This window comes from Sphingopyxis sp. LC363, assembly GCF_000756385.1.
GTDB lineage: Bacteria > Pseudomonadota > Alphaproteobacteria > Sphingomonadales > Sphingomonadaceae > Sphingopyxis.
In genome coordinates this window covers 13,412-30,716 of record NZ_JNFC01000023.1, presented here as the reverse complement: position 1 = coordinate 30,716, position 17,305 = coordinate 13,412, and the positions used below count along the sequence as shown (strand labels likewise).

The following is a 17,305-nucleotide window of genomic DNA, read 5'->3' as shown; positions in this document are numbered from 1 at the left end:
GTTTCTAACGGGCATGCAGGGGGCATAGGCCTGTGACGAACCGGTTTCAACGCCAACCATTTTCGGCCTGCGGTCCTTGTCGCTCGACGAGCGGCGGGATAGTCCGGCCCGACTTCAGAGGAGAATTCGAGACGTGAGCGCACCTGTTCTGGGCACGATGGTGAATAGCGAAAGCGACGCGTTCCGCGCCAATGCCGCGCACAATCGCGGCTTGCGCGACGAGCTTTATGCGCGCGTCGCCGAGGCCGGCCTCGGCGGCAACGAAAAGTCGCGCGAGCGACACACGAGCCGCGGCAAGCTGCTGCCGCGCGAGCGCGTCGAGCGGCTGCTCGATCCGGGCTCGCCCTTCCTCGAGATCGGCCAGCTCGCCGCGTGCGACATGTATGGCGGCGAAATCCCCGGCGCGGGGATGATTGCTGGCATCGGGCGCGTATCAGGGCGGCAGGCGATGATCGTCTGCAACGACGCGACGGTGAAGGGCGGCACCTATTATCCGATGACGGTGAAGAAGCATCTTCGCGCGCAGGAGATCGCCGAGGCGAACCGCCTGCCCTGCATCTACCTAGTCGACAGCGGCGGCGCGAACCTGCCGCATCAGGATCAGGTCTTTCCCGACCGCGACCATTTCGGGCGCATCTTCTTCAACCAGGCGAATATGTCGGCGAAGCGTATCCCGCAGATCGCGTGCGTGATGGGAAGCTGCACCGCGGGCGGCGCTTACGTTCCCGCGATGAGCGACGAAACCGTCATCGTGCGCAATCAAGGCACGATCTTCCTCGCTGGTCCGCCGCTGGTGAAGGCAGCGACGGGCGAAGAGATCAGCGCCGAGGATCTTGGCGGCGGCGACCTGCACGCGAAGAAATCGGGCGTCGTCGACCACCTCGCCGAGAATGACGAGCATGCGCTGACCATCGTGCGCGATATCGTCAGTCATCTCGGCGCCGACGAAGGTTTCAAGGTCGAAATGAAGGACCCGCGGCCGCCGAAATATGACGCCGAGGAGCTCTACGGCATCATTCCGCAGGATGTGCGCGCACCCTATGACGTACACGAGGTGATTGCGCGCATCGTCGACGGCAGCGAGTTTCACGAGTTCAAGGCGAATTACGGCAGCACGCTCGTTTGCGGCTTCGCGCATATCTGGGGCATTCCGGTCGCGATCCTCGCGAACAATGGCGTGCTGTTCAGCGAGAGCGCGGTCAAGGGCGCGCATTTCATCGAACTGGCGCAGCAACGCCGCATTCCACTGCTCTTCCTTCAGAATATCTCGGGCTTCATGGTCGGCGGCAAATATGAGGCCGAGGGCATCGCCAAGCATGGCGCGAAGCTGGTGACCGCGGTCGCAACCGCAACGGTGCCGAAGATTACCGTGCTGATCGGCGGCAGCTTCGGCGCGGGCAATTATGGGATGTGCGGGCGCGCCTATAGCCCACGCTTCCTCTTCACCTGGCCCAATGCGCGGATCAGCGTGATGGGCGGCGAACAGGCGGCGTCGGTGCTGGCCACGGTCCACCGCGACGCCGACAAATGGACGGCGGAGGAAGCCGAGGCCTTCAAGGCGCCGATCCGCCAGAAATATGAGGACGAAGGCAACCCCTATCACGCCACCGCGCGCCTGTGGGACGATGGCATCATCGACCCCGCGCAGACCCGCGACGTGCTGGGGCTGGCCTTCTCCGCGACGTTGAACGCCCCGGTCGAAGACCGCGGTTTCGGCGTGTTCAGGATGTAATGACGATGATCACCTCCCTCCTCATCGCCAATCGTGGCGAAATCGCCTGTCGCATCATCCGCACCGCGCGCGAGATGGGCATAAGAACCGTTGCGGTCTACTCGGATGCCGACGCCAAGGCGCTGCATGTGCGCGAGGCCGACGAGGCCGTGCATATCGGACCCTCGCCGGCGCGCGAATCCTATCTGATCGGCGAAAAGATCATCGCCGCCGCCAAGGCGACCGGCGCCGAGGCGATCCATCCGGGCTATGGCTTCCTGTCCGAGAACGCCGAGTTCGCGCAGGCGGTCGCCGATGCGGGGCTCGTGTGGGTTGGACCGAAGCCCTCGTCGATCACCGCGATGGGGCTGAAGGACGCCGCGAAGAAGCTGATGGCCGACGCCGGAGTGCCGGTGACGCCGGGCTATATGGGCGAAAATCAGGATCCCGCTTTCCTCGCCGAACAGGCGGCCGGGATCGGCTACCCCGTGCTGATCAAGGCGGTCGCGGGCGGCGGCGGCAAGGGGATGCGCAAGGTCGACGCTGCGGCCGATTTTGCGGACATGCTCGCGTCGTGCCAGCGTGAGGCGGCCGCCTCGTTCGGCAACGACCATGTGCTGATCGAGAAATATATCCTGACCCCGCGCCATATCGAGGTGCAGGTTTTCGGCGACACCCACGGCAATGTCGTCCACCTGTTCGAGCGAGACTGTTCGCTTCAGCGCCGCCACCAGAAGGTGATCGAGGAAGCCCCTGCCCCCGGCATGGACGAGGCGACGCGCGCCGAACTCTGCGCCGCTGCGGTCCGCGCCGCGAAGGCGGTCGACTATGTCGGTGCGGGGACGATCGAGTTCATCGCCGACGCGTCGGAGGGCCTTCGCGCCGACCGCATCTGGTTCATGGAGATGAACACGCGGCTTCAGGTCGAGCATCCGGTGACCGAAGAGATCACCGGGATCGACCTCGTCGAATGGCAGCTCCGCGTCGCGTCGGGTGAGCCCATCCCGCTCAAACAGGACGAGCTCGCGATCAACGGCTGGGCGATGGAAGCACGGCTTTATGCGGAGGACCCTGCCAAGGGCTTCTTGCCCTCGATCGGCACGCTCGAACTCTTCCAGCTTCCCGAACATAGCGGCCGCGTCGACACCGGCGTCTATGAGGGCGCCGAAGTCTCGCCCTTCTATGACCCGATGATCGCGAAGGTCATCGCGTGGGGCGAGGACCGCGAGGAAGCGCGCGAACTGTTGTCGGAAATGCTAGAGGACAGCGCGATCTGGCCAGTAAAAACCAACTCGGCGTTCCTGATCAATGCGCTCGATCATCCCGATTTCGTCGCTGGCACCGTCGATACCGGCCTGATCGGCCGCGACGGCGACGCGATGGCCGAGGAGCCGGTGCCGACGAGCCAAGCGCTCACCAACGCCGCGATGGCGATGGTGCCGCGCGCGCTGCAATCGGGCTTCCGTCTCAATGCGGCCGATGTGCGCAGCGCGCCGTTCCTGCTCGACGGCAAGCGCGTCGAGGTCGAACTGCATGGCCCCGGCGCCGAAGCACCTGCCCCCGCGATGCTCGTCGCCGAGGCTGGGTCGGTGTGGCAGCTCGCGCCATGGCGCGCCGACGCGAGCGCGGGCGGAGCCGCCGGCGACGGCGCGATCCTGTCGCCGATGCCCGGCAAGGTCATCGCGGTCGACGTCGCCGCGGGCGACAAGGTGACCAAGGGGCAGAAATTGCTGACGCTCGAAGCGATGAAGATGGAGCACAGCCTGACCGCGCCGTTCGACGGTGTCGTCGCCGAACTCAATGCGAGTGCCGGCGCACAGGTTCAGGTCGAGGCGCTGCTCGCGAAAATCGAGAAGGAAGAAGCATAATGGCCGGCAAATATTTCGACGAATGGCAGATCGGCGACACGCTGGCGCACGACATCCGCCGCACCGTGACCGAGACCGACAATCTGCTGTTCACGACGATGACGCATAATCCGCAGCCGCTCCACCTCGACATCGAGGCGGCGAAAGCTTCGGAGTTCGGCCAAATCCTCGTCAACGGCACCTTCACCTTCAGCCTGATGGTCGGGCTGTCGGTCGGCGATACGACGCTCGGAACGCTCGTCGCGAACCTTGGTTACGACAAGCTCGTCATGCCGAAGCCGGTGTTCATCGGCGACACGCTGCGCGCGGAAAGTGAGGTCATCGGCCTCAAGGAATCGAAATCGCGGCCGAATGCAGGTATCGTGACCTTCCTGCACCGCGCGATCAACCAGCAGGGCGAGATCGTCTGCCAGTGCGAACGCTCCGCGCTCATCAAGAAAAAGGACGCCTGATGCGCCTCCGTTCCCTCCTCTTCGTCCCGGGCGACCGGCCCGAACGCTTTGCCAAGGCGGCGGCCTCGGGTGCCGACGCGATCATCCTCGACCTTGAGGATTCGGTTGCGCTCGCGAACAAGGAGACGGCGCGCGCCGCGATCGCCGATTATCTGGCCGGCGAGCGCGAGGTCATCACGCTGGTGCGCGTCAACCCGCTCGACGGCCATATGACGGCCGCCGACGTCGCCGCGATCGCGGGCGCGCGTCCCGACGCGATCATGCTGCCCAAAGCCGAAGGCGCGCCAAGCATCCTTCAGCTCGACACCGTGCTGCGCAGCGAATCGGCGCAGGGCGCCTCGCTGCCCGCCGTGCTGCCGATCGCGACCGAGACGCCCGCCGCTATCTTCACCCTCGGCAGCTACCGCGAAGTGAAGGACCGGCTGCTCGGCCTGACTTGGGGCGCCGAAGATCTGCCTGCCGCAATCGGCGCGACGACCAGCCGGAACGACGACGGCAGTTATACCTCGCCCTATGAGACCGCGCGCGCGCTGACGCTGTTCGCCGCGCATGGCGCGAATACCGCCGCGATCGACACCGTTTTTCCCGCGATCAAGGACGAGGCCGGCCTTGGCGCCTATGCCGCGCGCGCGCGGCGCGACGGCTTTACCGGCATGATGGCGATCCACCCGTCGCAGGTCGGCCCGATCAACGCCGCCTTTACCCCCTCGACCGACGAGGTGGCGCGCGCGCAGGCGATCGTCGATGCGTTCGCGGCCAACCCCGGCGTCGGCGTGCTCCAGGTCGACGGCAAGATGGTCGACGCACCGCACCTCAAGCAGGCGCATCATATCCTGTCGCTGGCGGATTGATTATTCATCGTCATCCCGGCGAAGGCCGGGATCTCACCCTATCGTGTTGCCGCACCGACGAGATCCCGGCCTTCGCCGGGATGACGAGATAGGAAGCGGTGATTTTGTCCGACCCGACCTAGGCCTTGCGCCGAAAGGGCCGATGCCGCTTCATCCAAGACTTGCCGCGATGCCAGCTTTTCCTGAGGCCGCGCTCGGTCAGGCTTTCGAACATGTCGTCGGGGCTCGTCGGATCGAGCAATTCATTCTCGGCGATGAATTCGTCGAACGGACCCGGCTTGGTCAGATCGAGCAGCTCGAGCGACCGCCCGCTGCCGCGAAGCGCCTCGATCGTCGCGATCAGCGATCCTGTCGCATCGAACCGGCTGCCGACCTCGGCCGGATCAACGTCCAGATGCTCGGCGATCAGCGATTCGCGCAGGCGCCGGATCGCAGGGCCGGCGCCGGCGTTCGCGGGCAAGGCGGCGTCGATCGTCACGTCGCATTCGCTGTCGAGCCCCATCGAGCGATTGTTCATATTGGCGGAGCCGACGCGGATCATCCGGTCGTCGATCACCGCGGTCTTGGCGTGGACATAGATGGGATCGCCCTTTGCCGTCCGCGGGAAATAGACCTTCAAACGGTCGCCATGCTTCGCTTTCGCGATTTCGCGGACGAGCTGCACGCGCGCGGCGTCCATCGCCATCTGTTCGAGCCAGCCATCGGCCGTCTCGGGCATCACCATCACGAATTCGGGCGCGTCGTCCTCGTCGAGCCGCTCGGCGATCGCGGCGGCGATCTTGGCGCAGGTGAAGTACTGGTTTTCGAAATAGATGAAGTGTTTCGCCGCCGCGATCATGTCGAGATAGAGCTGTTCGATCTCGCGGATTTCGCCATAACCGTCATATTCGGCGCGCGTGCGCGAAATGGCGACATCGACGCCCTCGAAGTCGGGCTCCAGATCGTCGGGCCAATTCTCGCCCTTGCCCGTCAGATCGCGGAGCGGCTTTTTCGTCGCGCGTTGCCAGCGTTCATTACCGAGGTCGGCGAGCGCGTTGCCGACCGGCCCCGCCAAGATCATCGTGCTGTCGTGCCACGGCATATAGGCCTTGCCGTCGGGCGCGGTGCGGTGCGGATCGCCATCCTTGTGATCGCGGGTATCCCAGCGGCGCGACCCGACGTCGATGCCGCCGCACACGGCGAGATGGTCGTCGAACACCGCGACCTTCTGGTGATGGCTGCACCCGACGGGATGCGCGCTGTCGAGGCGGAAGCTGATCGATCGCGTCAATTTCCAGCGCGCGACCATCGACAGGATGCGCGGCATCGCGAATTGTTTCAGCGCACCGAAATTCCAGCGCAATATGTCGATATCGCGATCGGGCTTTTCCTTTGCGAGACGAAGCAAATAGTCGCCGAGCGGTTCGCCCTTGCCGTCCTTGCCGGGCTTGAGCGCGATGCGCGGGTCGAAGTCCCAGCCGATGAGCAGGATACGCTGTTTCGCGTCGGCCATCAGTCGTTCGAGCAGCGCGTAATAGTCCGCCGCATCGACAATCATGCGCGCCTTTTCGGCGCGTTCTATCCGCCAGCAATTGCGGCCTTCGACGACTATTGGTGCAAGCTCTGTCCCCATCGCCGCCACCACGCATGATGGCGGCGATAGTTGCAAGTCCTATCGATCAGGCTGCGACGAACTGCTCGGGCGTCAGCGCCATCATCGCGTCGCTGCCCGCCTCGATCTTGCGGCGGAGCGACCCGGCGTCGGGCAGAAAGCGTTCGGCGAAATAGCGCGCGGTGACGAGCTTGGCTTCGAGGAACGCCTTGTTGCCGCGTCCCTCGGCGAGCGCCTTCTGCGCCGCTTCGGCCATCATAAGCCACATCGAGCCCAAGGCGACGATCCCCAATATGTGCATATAGTGATGCGCGCCGGCGCCGACATTGTTGGGGTTCGCCATGCCATTTTGCATGAACCACATCGTCGCGGCCTTGAGCTCGCCATTGGCCTTTTCGAGCCGGCCCGCGAAATCGGCAAGCGCCTCATCACCCTTGGCGCGGCCGCATTCCTCGTCGACGATCGCGAAGAAAGCCTGGATGGCGCGCCCGCCATTTTGCGCGAGCTTGCGGCCGACGAGGTCCATCGCCTGCACCCCGTTGGCGCCTTCGTAGATCATCGTGATGCGCGCATCGCGGACATACTGCGACATGCCCTGTTCTTCGATGTAGCCGTGGCCACCGAACACCTGCTGCGCATTGGTCGCGACCTCATAGCCCTTGTCGGTGCCATAGCCCTTGATGACCGGAGTGAGCAGACTGACCAGATCGTCGGCGCGCTGGCGCTCCTCCTCGCTCTCGGCGACATGCGCGAGGTCGACCTGCAGCGCCCCCCAGGTGCAGAGCGCGCGCAGCCCCTCGACCGTCGCCTTGCCGTCCATCAACATGCGGCGCACATCGGGGTGGACGAACAGCGGATCGGCCTTTTCTTGCGGATCCTTGGGCCCGGTGAGAGCGCGGCCCTGACGGCGATCCTGTGCATATTGCACGGCGTTCTGATAGGCGACATCGGCCTGGCCGAGCCCCTGGATGCCGACGCCGAGGCGCGCGGCGTTCATCATCACGAACATCGCGGCGAGCCCCTTATTCTCCTCGCCGACCATCCAGCCCTTCGCGCCATCATAGTTCATGACGCATGTCGAATTGGCATGGATGCCCATCTTGTGCTCGATCGACCCGCACGACAGCGTGTTGCGGTCGCCGAGCGAGCCGTCGTCATTGACGAGGAACTTGGGCACGATGAACAACGAGATGCCCTTGACGCTGTCGGGGGCGTCGGGGGTCTTGGCGAGGACGAGGTGGATGATATTCTCGGTGAGGTCGTGCTCGCCCGACGAAATGAAAATCTTGGTGCCGGTGACGGCATAGCTGCCGTCGCCGTTCGGCACCGCCCGCGTGCGGATGAGGCCAAGATCGGTGCCGCAATGCGGCTCGGTCAGGTTCATCGTCCCGCCCCAGTCGCCCGCGATCATCTTGGGCACATAGGTCGCCTTCTGCTCGTCCGACCCCTTGACGAGGATCGCCGCGGTCGCGCCCTGCGTCAGTCCCGGATACATGGCGAACGCCTGATTGGCGGCGTTGCGATATTCCTCGACCGGAAAACCGATCACATGCGGCAATCCCTGCCCGCCGAATTCCTCGGGCGCGGTGAGCAGGCCCCAGCCGGCTTCCGAATAGGCCTTATACGCTTCCTTGAATCCCTTGGGCGTCGTCACCGACCCGTCGTCGTGGCGCGTGCAACCTTCGAGGTCGCCCGACTGGTTGATCGGAAACAGCACTTCCTCGCAGAATTTTCCCGCCTCGGTCAGCACCGCCTCGATCATGTCGGGGGTCGCATTGGCGAAACCGGGCAGGTTCGAATAACGCTCGATCCCGAGCACGTCGTTGAGAAGAAACAGCGTGTCCTGCACGGGAGCGCGATAGACGGGCATGGGAAATCCTTCTGAAAAGCAGTTTCGATGTCAACTTGCCTGGGGAGAGGCAGAGGGTCAGCAGCCGTGCGGCCTATTGGCCCGCGTCGACTTTCTTCACCGTATCGATGAAGCGTGACAGCTCATCTACAGCGCTGTCAATATCGTCGCGCTGGCGGCGGAGCAACGCAATGCGTTCCTCGCATTTTTCGATCGTCACCTGCCGCTGCAATTTGCGGCCGTCGCCGACGTCGTAAAGGTCGATCATCTCGCGAATGTCGGCAAGGCTGAACCCGGTGCGCTTCGCGCGCAATATCCACGCGAGCCGCGCGCGATCGCGCTTCGAATAGATACGCGACAGCCCCTTGCGCGACGGGCTGATCAGGCCTTCATCCTCATAGAAACGCAGCGCACGCGCCGTCACCCCGAACTCGGTCGACAGGTCGGTGATACTGAATTGCTCGCGCCCCAGATGATCGGGCGTATCGATATGGGCGTGGCCGTAGGGTTCGGTCATGCCGAGGAAACTAGTTTCCGTTGACGTGAACGTCAATAGCGCCGGATCGGCCGATTTCAGGACAGGTCAGCCCGCGCAGGGATGCGTCATATTGCCGCTTCGCTCGGTGATCCGCAAGTCCCTCGCATCGTCCGCCGACCAGCTCGCGCGCGGCAGCCGCAAACCCGAAAGCGAGGCGCGGTTCGGGCACAGCCGCGCGCATTGCGGCGGCAGGCGGCCCGGCAGGCGCAATTCATCCTCTTCCTCGTGCACCAGCGCCTCGCAGCCCTCCGCACCGGCGAAGCGCATCCGCCATTTGTCGCCCTCGCGCGCCATCGTCCCGGTCGCAAGGCAGGACAGGGTCGTTCCGAAGGAGGCGGTGACCGCGAAGCGCCATTTCCCGGTCCCGTCGGGAACGACGCACATCGCGTCGCGGCCGAGGTCGTGCCGGCGCTCGAACACGCCGACCGGCGAGTCCGTTTCGGGACGGACGACGCCGCGCTCGCGCGCCGCGACCTCTAACGGATTGCGCGCGTCGATCCCTTTCGTATCGGGCTCGGGCCGCCCGCACCCCGCGAGCAGCGTCGCCGCCAGCACCAGAAGGGCTTCAGCCTTGCGCATCGTCCGCCAGAAAGGTCAGGCGGCCATCGGCCTCGACGCGGCGATAGAAACAGGAGCGGCGCCCGGTATGGCACGCGGGACCCGCGGGCCGCACGCGCAGCAGCAGCGCGTCCTGATCGCAATCGACGCGCATTTCGACCATCGTCAGTCCGTTGCCCGAGGTTTCGCCCTTGCGCCACAGCGAGCCGCGCGAGCGCGACCAGAAATGCGCCTGCCCCGTCTCGCGCGTTATTGCGATCGCCTCTTCGTTCATATGCGCGACCATCAGCAGCACATGGCTATCGGCGTCGGTCACGATCGCGGTGACAAGGCCCGCGGCATCGAAACGCGGAAGAAATCGGTCGGTCGTGTCGCGCTGATCATCCATAAATGGCGCTCTAGAGCAGGATTAAGGCCGCTGCCACCCCGTCCGGCGCACCCTGTGTTACAAATGCGTGATTAGGGGGGCGACATTTGCGATTGCCGTCCCTATATGCGCCGCAGTCACTGCCCCCCTGCCCCTGGCCCCGACCCTGGAATGACATGCTGACGACCCATCCTTTCGACGACGACAAGCTCCGCGAGGAGTGCGGCGTATTTGGTATTCACGGCGCCGACAGCGCCGCCGCGGTTGTCGCGCTGGGGCTTCACGCCCTGCAGCACCGCGGACAGGAAGCCGCGGGCATCACCGCCTTTGACGGCGAGGATTTCCACACCCACCGCGCGATGGGCCATGTCGCGGGCAATTTCGACCGCGACGACATCATGCGCCAGTTGCAGGGCGCGTCGGCGATCGGCCATGTCCGTTACTCGACGACGGGCGAGACCGCGCTGCGCAATGTCCAGCCGCTGTTCGCCGACCTCGCGACCGGCGGCTTCGCGGTCGCCCACAACGGCAATATCTCGAACGCCGCGGCGCTGCGCAAGGTGCTCGTCCGCCGCGGTTCGATCTTCCAGTCGACGAGCGATACCGAGGTGATCATCCATCTCGTCGCGACCTCGAACTATCGTTCGCTGCTCGACCGCTTCATCGACGCGTTGAAACAGGTCGAGGGTGCTTACTCGCTGATATGCCTGACCGCCGAGGGCATGATCGGCTGCCGCGATCCGCTGGGCATCCGTCCGCTCGTCATCGGCAAGCTCGGCGATGCGCATATCCTGGCCTCCGAAACCGTCGCCCTCGACGTCGTCGGGGCCGAATTCGTGCGCTCGGTCGAACCCGGCGAACTCGTCATCGTCCGCGACGGCCAGTTGACTTCGCACCGTCCCTTCGCCGAGCAGTCGGCGCGGCCGTGCATCTTTGAATATGTCTATTTCTCGCGCCCCGATTCGATCGTCGATGGAACGAGCGTCTATTCGGTGCGCAAGTCGATCGGCGCCGAGCTCGCGCGCGAAAATCCGGTCGACGCCGACCTTGTCATCCCCGTGCCCGATTCGGGTACGCCCGCGGCGATCGGCTATGCGCAGGAATCGGGCATTCCGTTCGAACTCGGCATCATCCGCTCGCACTATGTCGGGCGCACCTTCATCCAGCCCGGCGACAAGGTCCGTCACCTGGGCGTCAAGTTGAAGCATAACGCCAACCGCGCGCTGATCGCGGGCAAGCGCATCGTACTGATCGACGATTCGATCGTGCGCGGCACGACGAGTCTGAAGATCGTCCAGATGATGCGCGACGCCGGCGCCGCCGAAGTGCATATGCGTATCGCGAGTCCGCCGACCCAGCACAGCTGCTTTTACGGCGTCGACACGCCCGAACGCGCGAAATTGCTCGCGGCGCAGATGACGGTCGGTCAGATGGCGAATTTCATCAACGCCGACAGCCTGGCCTTCCTGACGATCGACGGCCTGTACCGCGCGCTTGGCGAAGCCGAGCGCCAGCATGACGCCCCCAAATATTGCGATGCCTGCTTCACCGGCGACTATCCGACCACGCTCACAGATTTCGACGAGCATGGGCTGGAAGATCAGTTTTCTCTGCTCGCCGAACGGGTTGTCTGACACAATGACGAACAAGTCTGAAGAACTGGCGGGCCAGGTCGCGCTCGTCACCGGGGCGAGCCGCGGCATCGGCGAAGCGATCGCCGAAGCACTGGCGGCGCGCGGCGCGCATGTCGTGATCACCGCGCGCACGGCGGGCGGACTCGAGGAACTCGAGGATCGCATCCATGCCGCGGGCGGCAGCGCGACGATCGCGCCGCTCGACCTCACCGATGGCGACAGCATCGCCCGGCTCGCGAGCGCGATGGCCGAACGCTGGCAGCAGCTCGACATGCTCGTGCTCAACGCCGCGATGCTCGGCACGCTGACTCCCGTCCCGGCGATCGATGGCAAGGAATTCAACAAGCTGCTGACGCTGAACCTGATCGCGCAGCAGGCGCTGATCGCCAATTTCGATCCGCTGCTGCGCCGCGCGCCGAACGGCCGCCTTCTCGCGCTGTCGAGCGGCGTCGCTCGCGAACCGCGGGCCTACTGGGGCGCCTATGCCGCGTCGAAGGCGGCATTCGAGACGCTGGTGACAAGCTATGGCGCCGAAATGCGTAATATCTCTACCCTGCGCACAGCGATCCTCGACCCCGGCGGCACGCGCACCCAGATGCGCGCGCGTGCCTATCCGGGCGAGGATCCGCAAAGCATCAAGGACCCGGCTGCGGTCGGCGAATATGTCGCGAAGCTGATGGTCGAGGGCTTCGACAGCACCGCGTCCCACGCCCTGCCGAAGGTCATGGAAAAAGCTTAACGCCATCTTCGTTTTCCTGCGCTAAGATGCTCACACAAGAGGGTTTGCGAGGTCGCGGGAAATAATGATCAAGACACTTTTTCGATCGGCGGTTGCCGCTGTGGTCGGCATCCTCGTGGCTTTCGGGCTCATCTGGCTGGCGCAATATGCCGGCAGCGAAGTTTCGCCCTCTGAATATGATGTTGCGACGGGCGAAATTTTGATCCCGATCGGCTCTACGGTCGCTCTTATCGTTGGCTGGTTTCTGGCTACCTTTGCAGGCAGTTGGCTTGCCATGCGGATTTCCGGCGAAACCGGCGCTGGATGGGTGGTCGCCGGCGCTGTTATCGGCGCCGCCCTCTATACCGCCGTGGACTTCTCCGACGCGTGGTGGATCATGGCGCTGGGCGCCCTCGTGCCGCTTTTGGCGGTCTGGCTGGCGCAGCGCGCGGCGGCATCTGTCGTCGAATAGCGATTTTGTCATCCCGCCCAAGGCCGGGATGACATAAATCAGTTTGCGGCCTCTTTATCCACCGCCGCCTGGACACTCTTGTAGAATGCCTCGCGCGCCGCGCCGACCCCTTCGGGGTCGGTCGCGGTCGGCCAGTTGCCGTTCGACGCGATCACCAGCTTCCGCTTGGGATCGATGAAGATTCCCTGCCCAAAGATTCCCTGCGCCGCGAAGCTGCCATCGTCGTTCGTCCACCATTGGTAACCGTAACCACGCCCCGGCACGTCGATACCCGCCTGCTTGGTGGTGGCCGAAGCAAGCCAGTCATCGGGCAGCACCTTCTGGCCGCCCGCGACGCCGCCGTTAAGGATGAACTGGCCGAAGCGCGCATAATCCTTGAGGCTCGCAGACATGCAGCAACCGCTGATTTCGTGCCCCGTCGCGCCGAGCATCCACACCGCGTCCTGCTCCATGCCAAAGGGCTGCCAGATCTTTTCGGACAGATATTGCGACAGCGTCTTGCCCGTCGCGCTCGACACGAGCACGCCGATCAGATTGGTCTCACCGGTCTTGTACACCCACTTCGATCCCGCAGGCGCTTCGCGCGGCAAGGTCTTCATATAGCTGACCGTTATGTCCTCGCCCGCGACGGGCTTTTGCAGATTGAACTGCGCGACGTCCGACTTGGGATCGGTATAATCCTCGTTCCATTTGACGCCGGAGGTCATCGTCAGCAGCTGCTTTACCGAGACATCGTCATAGGCCGAGCCCTTGAGCCCGGGGATATAGGCGGTAACCTTGTCGTCGAGGCTCTTGATATAGCCATCCTTCACCGCCGCACCGACGAGCGTCGAGGTGAAGCTCTTCGCGACCGAAAAGCTCGTCCAGCGTCCCGCCGCGCCATAGCCGAGCGCATATTTCTGGAGGCGGACCTTGCCGTCCTGCACGATGACCAGCCCCGCGTTGCGCTGCTTCGCCATATAGGCGTCGACATCGCCGCCAAGGTCCAGCGGCGTGCCCTCTGGCAGCGGATAGACGGGCCCGCCCGACTTCACCGTGTTCACGACGACCTTAGGGACCGTCTCCATCGTCCGGAAAGCGGCGTCGCGTTGATCTTGGGTCCAGAACAGCACATTCAGATCCTTTGGCAGTTGATCGGTGGTTTGCGTCGTCGCGGGCGCGCTGCATGCCGCCGCCGCGGTGCCGAGCAGCACCGCCGCCAAAAATCTTCGCATATGCTTTCCTCCCCTGTTTTCAGACTATCTTTTCAAGCGTAACTTGCGCGACGTCGATCCCGCCGCCGCGAAAGCCGCCCTCGCAATATTGCAGATAATAGCGCCAGAGCCGCACGAAGCGACCATCGAACCCCGCCGGAAGTTGCTCGGCGGCGACCGCCGCGTCGAAGCGTTCGCGCCATTGACGCAACGTCTCGGCATAATCGCCGCCGAACCGGCGCACGTCGCGCCACGCGAGACCCCTCGCCTCGGCGAGCGCACGAAAGCGGCTTTCCGAGATGAGGCAGCCGCCCGGAAAGATGTAGGCCTGGATGAAGTCGCTGCTCGCGGCATAGCGTTCGAACAGCGCGTCGTTGATCAATATATACTGGATCGCCGCCTTGCCGCCGGGACGCAGCAGCCGCGCGATCGCGTCGAGATAAGCGGGCCAATAGGCCTCGCCCACCGCCTCGACCATCTCGACGCTGGCGATCGCGTCATAGGGGCCCTGCGCGTCGCGATAATCGCACAGCTCGATCCGCGAACGCCCCGACAGGTCGACCGCGTGGAGCCGCGCGTCGGCGATTTCGGCCTGCGCCGGCGACAGGGTGATGCCGGTATAGAGCACGTCGTGCCGTTCGACCGCGCGTTCGGCGAGCGCGCCCCAGCCGCAGCCGATTTCGAGCAGCCGGCTTCCCGAACGCAGGTCGAGCCGGTCGAGGATCGCATCGACCTTCGCCGCCTGCGCATCCTCGAGCGACTGGTGCGGGTCGGCGAACAGCGCGCTCGAATAATTCATCGCAGAATCGAGCCACAAGCGATAGAAATCATTACCTAAATCATAGTGGGCATGGATGTTCCGTTTGGCCCCACGGCGGTCGTTGCGATTAAGCCAATGGATCGCGCGGTTCAGCCAGCGCCAAGGCCCCCGCGCGCGCCCGACATTACCCAGCGCCTCGCCATTGCGCATGAACAGGTCGAACAGCGGCACCGGATCGGGCGACGACCATTCGCGCGCCTCAAACGCTCGATACCAGCCAACCGACCCCGACAGCGCGAGCCGCGCCAGCGCCGTCCAGCTATGAAGATGGACGACCGCCATCGGGCCTTTTCCACGTCCGCCGAGCAGCCGGACGCTCCCGTCGGGCAGATGCCCCTCGATCGTGCCGTAAGCCAGCCCTGCGTCGATCCTGTCGAGCATATGGTGGAAGATGCGCGCCGGCGCCAGCGCCATCAGCCGCGCCATCCCGCCGCCCGCGCGATAGGCGCGATCGGCGCGGAGCAGTTCCTTACCGCGGCGCGGGCTGACATGCGTGTTCATTAACACCTTCCTGCCCCAAACGCACCGCGCTGACAATCGGTTGAAACGCACGCCGCCATGACGTCACATGCGTACGGTCATTCAGGATAGCTTGCCGTATCGGGCGCGGCCAGCCGCACCTGAAACTGCTCCTGCGCCAGTGGGTGCATGAAACGCTGGTCGCGGAGCAGGATGGCCTCGCCATCCTTTTGCGCCACGGGCATGCGCGACCAGAAGAGGAACGCGCGCGCCGCCGGATCGGCCCTGACCCAGGTCGCAAGTCGCGGATCGTCCATGCCCGTCGGCGCGCCGGTCAAATCGACCTCGCCGCCAATGCCCGGCACGAAACTCGCATTCCCGTAACGATCGGCGGTTCGCCAGAAGATGTCCCGTTTCCAGAATGCGAGCGGCGGCGGGCTCGCAACGACCAACGCGTCCTTATGCCCGCCAGCTTCGAGCGCGCGCGACGTCATCCGCTCCGCGGCCCCGGTAATCAGGCCATTGGCGAAGATATAGCCGCATACGAAGATGAAGCCGATCCACGCCGGCAACTGCCAGGTCGCCACCGCGCGCCGTTCGCGGCGGAAGGACATCCAAATCGACACGCCCAGCGCAATCCATATCCACAGGTCGATGATGAAGATGCTGTCGCCATAGAACCAGCGATGGCTGAACGGCTCGAGGAGGCGGATGCCGTAATTGTTGAGCCAGTCGAGCGCCGGATGACTGAGGCAGCCGATATAGGCGAGCGCAAGCAGCCAGCCCTTATGGAGAGGCAGCCGATCGGCGGGCCGCTTGCCGCGCCGCGTTTGCCAGCGGTCGAAGGCGAGCATCAGCCCCCAGAGGATAAGCGGCAGTACAAGAAGGGCAATCGGCCCGTGCGTGATCCCGCGCCGCATCGCCAGCGATTCGATCCCGTAGATCGCGCAGCCGGCGTCGATATCGGGCAGGTTCGCCGCGATGATCAGCGTCGGCATCGCAAGGCCGGTCTTTTTCTTGAGCCCCATCTGGCCCAGCAGTGCGCCGACAAGGCTATGCGTCAGATTGTCCATGCGAATCTATAAATCCGACCCGGAGAGCCGCCGCCAGATCAGAGTTCGGGCCCGCCCTCGGTTACCGTCCAGGTCTGCCCCTTTTTGAGCAGTCCCTGCAGATCGGCCTTCTTGCCTTCCGCCGCCGCCTTGTTCTGGCGCACGACATCGGCCTCGAAGGTCGGGCGCGGGTCGTCGTAGAGGATACCGAGCGCCATCGGGAATTCGCCGAAACGCATCTCGACGAGCATGTGCGCGACGCTGCGGTTGGTGACGTCGTGCACGATCACGCCCGCCGCTTCCCAGTCGCCATCGACGACATCGACGGTCTTGAGATGCAGCGCCTCCGCATCGAGCGCGATACCCTTGGTGCCCTTGGCATAGACCATCGGCTCACCCTGCTTCAGCCAGAGCTGGCGGTCTTCGGCGCCCTTGGGCGCGGCGAAATCCTCGAACACGTCTTTGTTATAGACGATACAATTCTGGAAAATCTCGATAAAGGCGGCGCCCTTGTGCGCATGCGCGGCTTTCAGCACATTCGGCAATTCCTTCGACACGTCGAAGCCGCGCGCGACGAAGCGCGCGCCCGCCCCCAATGCAAAGGCCGCGGGCTGCGCGGGACGATCGACCGAGCCATAGGGCGTCGAAGGGCTCGTGGTGCCGACGCGGCTCGTCGGCGAATATTGCCCTTTCGTAAGACCGTAGATCTCATTGTTGAACAACATGATCTGGCAATCGAGATTGCGGCGAATGAGGTGCATCGTGTGGTTGCCGCCGATCGACAGCCCGTCGCCGTCGCCGGTGACGATCCAGATATCGAGCTCGGGATTGGCGAGCTTCAGCCCGGTCGCAAATGCCGGCGCGCGGCCGTGGATCGTGTGGAAACCATAGGTTTCCATATAATAGGGGAAGCGCGACGAGCAGCCGATGCCGCTGACGAATACGGTGTTCTCGGGCGCCGTCCCGATCTCGGGCATCGTGCGCTGCACCGCTTTGAGGATCGCATAGTCGCCGCAGCCAGGGCACCAGCGGACTTCCTGATCGGTTTCCCAATCCTTGAGCGTCGTCGGGCGCGCGATGGTCGTCATTTCGTTCATTTGAGCACCGTGAAAAGAATGATAGGAAGGAAGGCGGCGGCCCCAAGGACATAGAACATCGCGGTCAGTTTCTTC

Annotated in this window: 16 protein-coding genes; 7 read left to right on the top strand and 9 right to left on the bottom strand. The window is 64.4% G+C overall.

From position 1 onward, the window contains the following. The first annotated feature begins 133 nt into the window (after positions 1-133). From FG95_RS09780 to FG95_RS09765, 4 genes are read left to right on the top strand one after another with little or no spacing between them, the layout of a single operon-like run. The gene (locus FG95_RS09780) at positions 134-1,732 is read left to right on the top strand and encodes a carboxyl transferase domain-containing protein (protein WP_037555579.1); all 1,599 of its coding nucleotides are present in this window, start codon (positions 134-136) and stop codon (positions 1,730-1,732) included. 5 nt (positions 1,733-1,737) lie between these two features. Next, positions 1,738-3,579 carry an acetyl/propionyl/methylcrotonyl-CoA carboxylase subunit alpha gene (locus FG95_RS09775; protein WP_037555784.1) on the top strand — a complete coding sequence of 614 codons (1,842 nt, stop codon included), beginning with the start codon at positions 1,738-1,740 and terminating at the stop codon, positions 3,577-3,579. Further along, positions 3,579-4,031 carry a MaoC family dehydratase gene (locus tag FG95_RS09770; protein ID WP_037555578.1) on the top strand — a complete coding sequence of 151 codons (453 nt, stop codon included), beginning with the start codon at positions 3,579-3,581 and terminating at the stop codon, positions 4,029-4,031. The genes FG95_RS09775 and FG95_RS09770 overlap by 1 nt, the downstream gene beginning before the upstream one ends. Then, positions 4,031-4,882, top strand: coding sequence for an HpcH/HpaI aldolase/citrate lyase family protein (locus tag FG95_RS09765; RefSeq protein ID WP_037555577.1), 852 nt, complete (start codon positions 4,031-4,033; stop codon positions 4,880-4,882). The genes FG95_RS09770 and FG95_RS09765 overlap by 1 nt, the downstream gene beginning before the upstream one ends. 118 nt (positions 4,883-5,000) lie before the next feature. Here the strand turns inward: FG95_RS09765 and FG95_RS09760 are convergent, their stop codons facing one another. The 5 genes from FG95_RS09760 to hisI form a co-directional block, all read right to left on the bottom strand. Then, the gene (locus FG95_RS09760; RefSeq protein WP_037555783.1) at positions 5,001-6,494 is read right to left on the bottom strand and encodes a phospholipase D-like domain-containing protein; all 1,494 of its coding nucleotides are present in this window, start codon (positions 6,492-6,494) and stop codon (positions 5,001-5,003) included. Positions 6,495-6,540: 46 nt separating this feature from the next. Further along, positions 6,541-8,343, bottom strand: coding sequence for an acyl-CoA dehydrogenase C-terminal domain-containing protein (locus tag FG95_RS09755; protein ID WP_037555576.1), 1,803 nt, complete (start codon positions 8,341-8,343; stop codon positions 6,541-6,543). 73 nt (positions 8,344-8,416) lie between these two features. Then, positions 8,417-8,839: a MerR family transcriptional regulator gene (locus FG95_RS09750; protein WP_037555574.1), complete on the bottom strand. Its 423-nt coding sequence runs from the start codon at positions 8,837-8,839 to the stop codon at positions 8,417-8,419. A 66-nt stretch (positions 8,840-8,905) separates the two neighbouring features. Beyond that, positions 8,906-9,439: a hypothetical protein gene (locus FG95_RS09745; RefSeq protein WP_037555573.1), complete on the bottom strand. Its 534-nt coding sequence runs from the start codon at positions 9,437-9,439 to the stop codon at positions 8,906-8,908. Beyond that, the gene (gene hisI, locus FG95_RS09740; protein ID WP_037555572.1) at positions 9,426-9,806 is read right to left on the bottom strand and encodes a phosphoribosyl-AMP cyclohydrolase; all 381 of its coding nucleotides are present in this window, start codon (positions 9,804-9,806) and stop codon (positions 9,426-9,428) included. Before hisI ends, FG95_RS09745 begins: the two co-directional genes overlap by 14 nt. 155 nt (positions 9,807-9,961) lie before the next feature. Here hisI and purF point away from each other — a divergent pair, with 155 nt between their 5' ends. The 3 genes from purF to FG95_RS09725 all read left to right on the top strand — a co-directional run bounded on the left by purF (position 9,962) and on the right by FG95_RS09725 (position 12,609). After that, positions 9,962-11,419: an amidophosphoribosyltransferase gene (gene purF, locus FG95_RS09735; protein ID WP_037555571.1), complete on the top strand. Its 1,458-nt coding sequence runs from the start codon at positions 9,962-9,964 to the stop codon at positions 11,417-11,419. Between the two features lie 4 nt (positions 11,420-11,423). Then, positions 11,424-12,158, top strand: a complete 735-nt coding sequence (locus FG95_RS09730) for an SDR family NAD(P)-dependent oxidoreductase (RefSeq protein WP_037555570.1) — start codon at positions 11,424-11,426, stop codon at positions 12,156-12,158. Positions 12,159-12,222: 64 nt separating this feature from the next. Then, positions 12,223-12,609, top strand: coding sequence for a hypothetical protein (locus FG95_RS09725; protein ID WP_037555569.1), 387 nt, complete (start codon positions 12,223-12,225; stop codon positions 12,607-12,609). A 38-nt stretch (positions 12,610-12,647) separates the two neighbouring features. On the opposite strand, the gene FG95_RS09720 is transcribed toward FG95_RS09725, so the two are convergent. From FG95_RS09720 to FG95_RS09705, 4 genes are all read right to left on the bottom strand, one after another. Next, the gene (locus FG95_RS09720; protein WP_037555568.1) at positions 12,648-13,823 is read right to left on the bottom strand and encodes a serine hydrolase domain-containing protein; all 1,176 of its coding nucleotides are present in this window, start codon (positions 13,821-13,823) and stop codon (positions 12,648-12,650) included. Between the two features lie 19 nt (positions 13,824-13,842). Beyond that, positions 13,843-15,123 (bottom strand): SAM-dependent methyltransferase, encoded by a 1,281-nt coding sequence (locus FG95_RS09715; RefSeq protein ID WP_037555567.1) that lies wholly within the window; start codon positions 15,121-15,123, stop codon positions 13,843-13,845. 77 nt (positions 15,124-15,200) lie between these two features. After that, entirely contained in the window at positions 15,201-16,154 is a 954-nt protein-coding gene (locus FG95_RS09710) for a metal-dependent hydrolase (protein WP_037555566.1), read from the bottom strand. Between the two features lie 38 nt (positions 16,155-16,192). Further along, positions 16,193-17,230 carry a 2-oxoacid:ferredoxin oxidoreductase subunit beta gene (locus tag FG95_RS09705; RefSeq protein ID WP_037555565.1) on the bottom strand — a complete coding sequence of 346 codons (1,038 nt, stop codon included), beginning with the start codon at positions 17,228-17,230 and terminating at the stop codon, positions 16,193-16,195. Positions 17,231-17,305 lie beyond the last annotated feature (75 nt).

Bases quoted from the DNA above. Each gene is read 5' to 3' on its own strand.
- FG95_RS09755 (WP_037555576.1), bottom strand. From the start codon at position 8,343: ATGCCCGTCTATCGCGCTCCCGTGCAGGACACGCTGTTTCTTCTCAAC.
- FG95_RS09770 (WP_037555578.1), top strand. From the start codon at position 3,579: ATGGCCGGCAAATATTTCGACGAATGGCAGATCGGCGACACGCTGGCG.
- FG95_RS09750 (WP_037555574.1), bottom strand. From the start codon at position 8,839: ATGACCGAACCCTACGGCCACGCCCATATCGATACGCCCGATCATCTG.
- FG95_RS09765 (WP_037555577.1), top strand. From the start codon at position 4,031: ATGCGCCTCCGTTCCCTCCTCTTCGTCCCGGGCGACCGGCCCGAACGC.
- FG95_RS09710 (WP_037555566.1), bottom strand. From the start codon at position 16,154: ATGGACAATCTGACGCATAGCCTTGTCGGCGCACTGCTGGGCCAGATG.
- hisI (WP_037555572.1), bottom strand. From the start codon at position 9,806: ATGGATGATCAGCGCGACACGACCGACCGATTTCTTCCGCGTTTCGAT.
- FG95_RS09730 (WP_037555570.1), top strand. From the start codon at position 11,424: ATGACGAACAAGTCTGAAGAACTGGCGGGCCAGGTCGCGCTCGTCACC.
- FG95_RS09715 (WP_037555567.1), bottom strand. From the start codon at position 15,123: ATGAACACGCATGTCAGCCCGCGCCGCGGTAAGGAACTGCTCCGCGCC.
- purF (WP_037555571.1), top strand. From the start codon at position 9,962: ATGCTGACGACCCATCCTTTCGACGACGACAAGCTCCGCGAGGAGTGC.
- FG95_RS09725 (WP_037555569.1), top strand. From the start codon at position 12,223: ATGATCAAGACACTTTTTCGATCGGCGGTTGCCGCTGTGGTCGGCATC.
- FG95_RS09705 (WP_037555565.1), bottom strand. From the start codon at position 17,230: ATGAACGAAATGACGACCATCGCGCGCCCGACGACGCTCAAGGATTGG.
- FG95_RS09775 (WP_037555784.1), top strand. From the start codon at position 1,738: ATGATCACCTCCCTCCTCATCGCCAATCGTGGCGAAATCGCCTGTCGC.
- FG95_RS09760 (WP_037555783.1), bottom strand. From the start codon at position 6,494: ATGGGGACAGAGCTTGCACCAATAGTCGTCGAAGGCCGCAATTGCTGG.
- FG95_RS09720 (WP_037555568.1), bottom strand. From the start codon at position 13,823: ATGCGAAGATTTTTGGCGGCGGTGCTGCTCGGCACCGCGGCGGCGGCA.
- FG95_RS09745 (WP_037555573.1), bottom strand. From the start codon at position 9,439: ATGCGCAAGGCTGAAGCCCTTCTGGTGCTGGCGGCGACGCTGCTCGCG.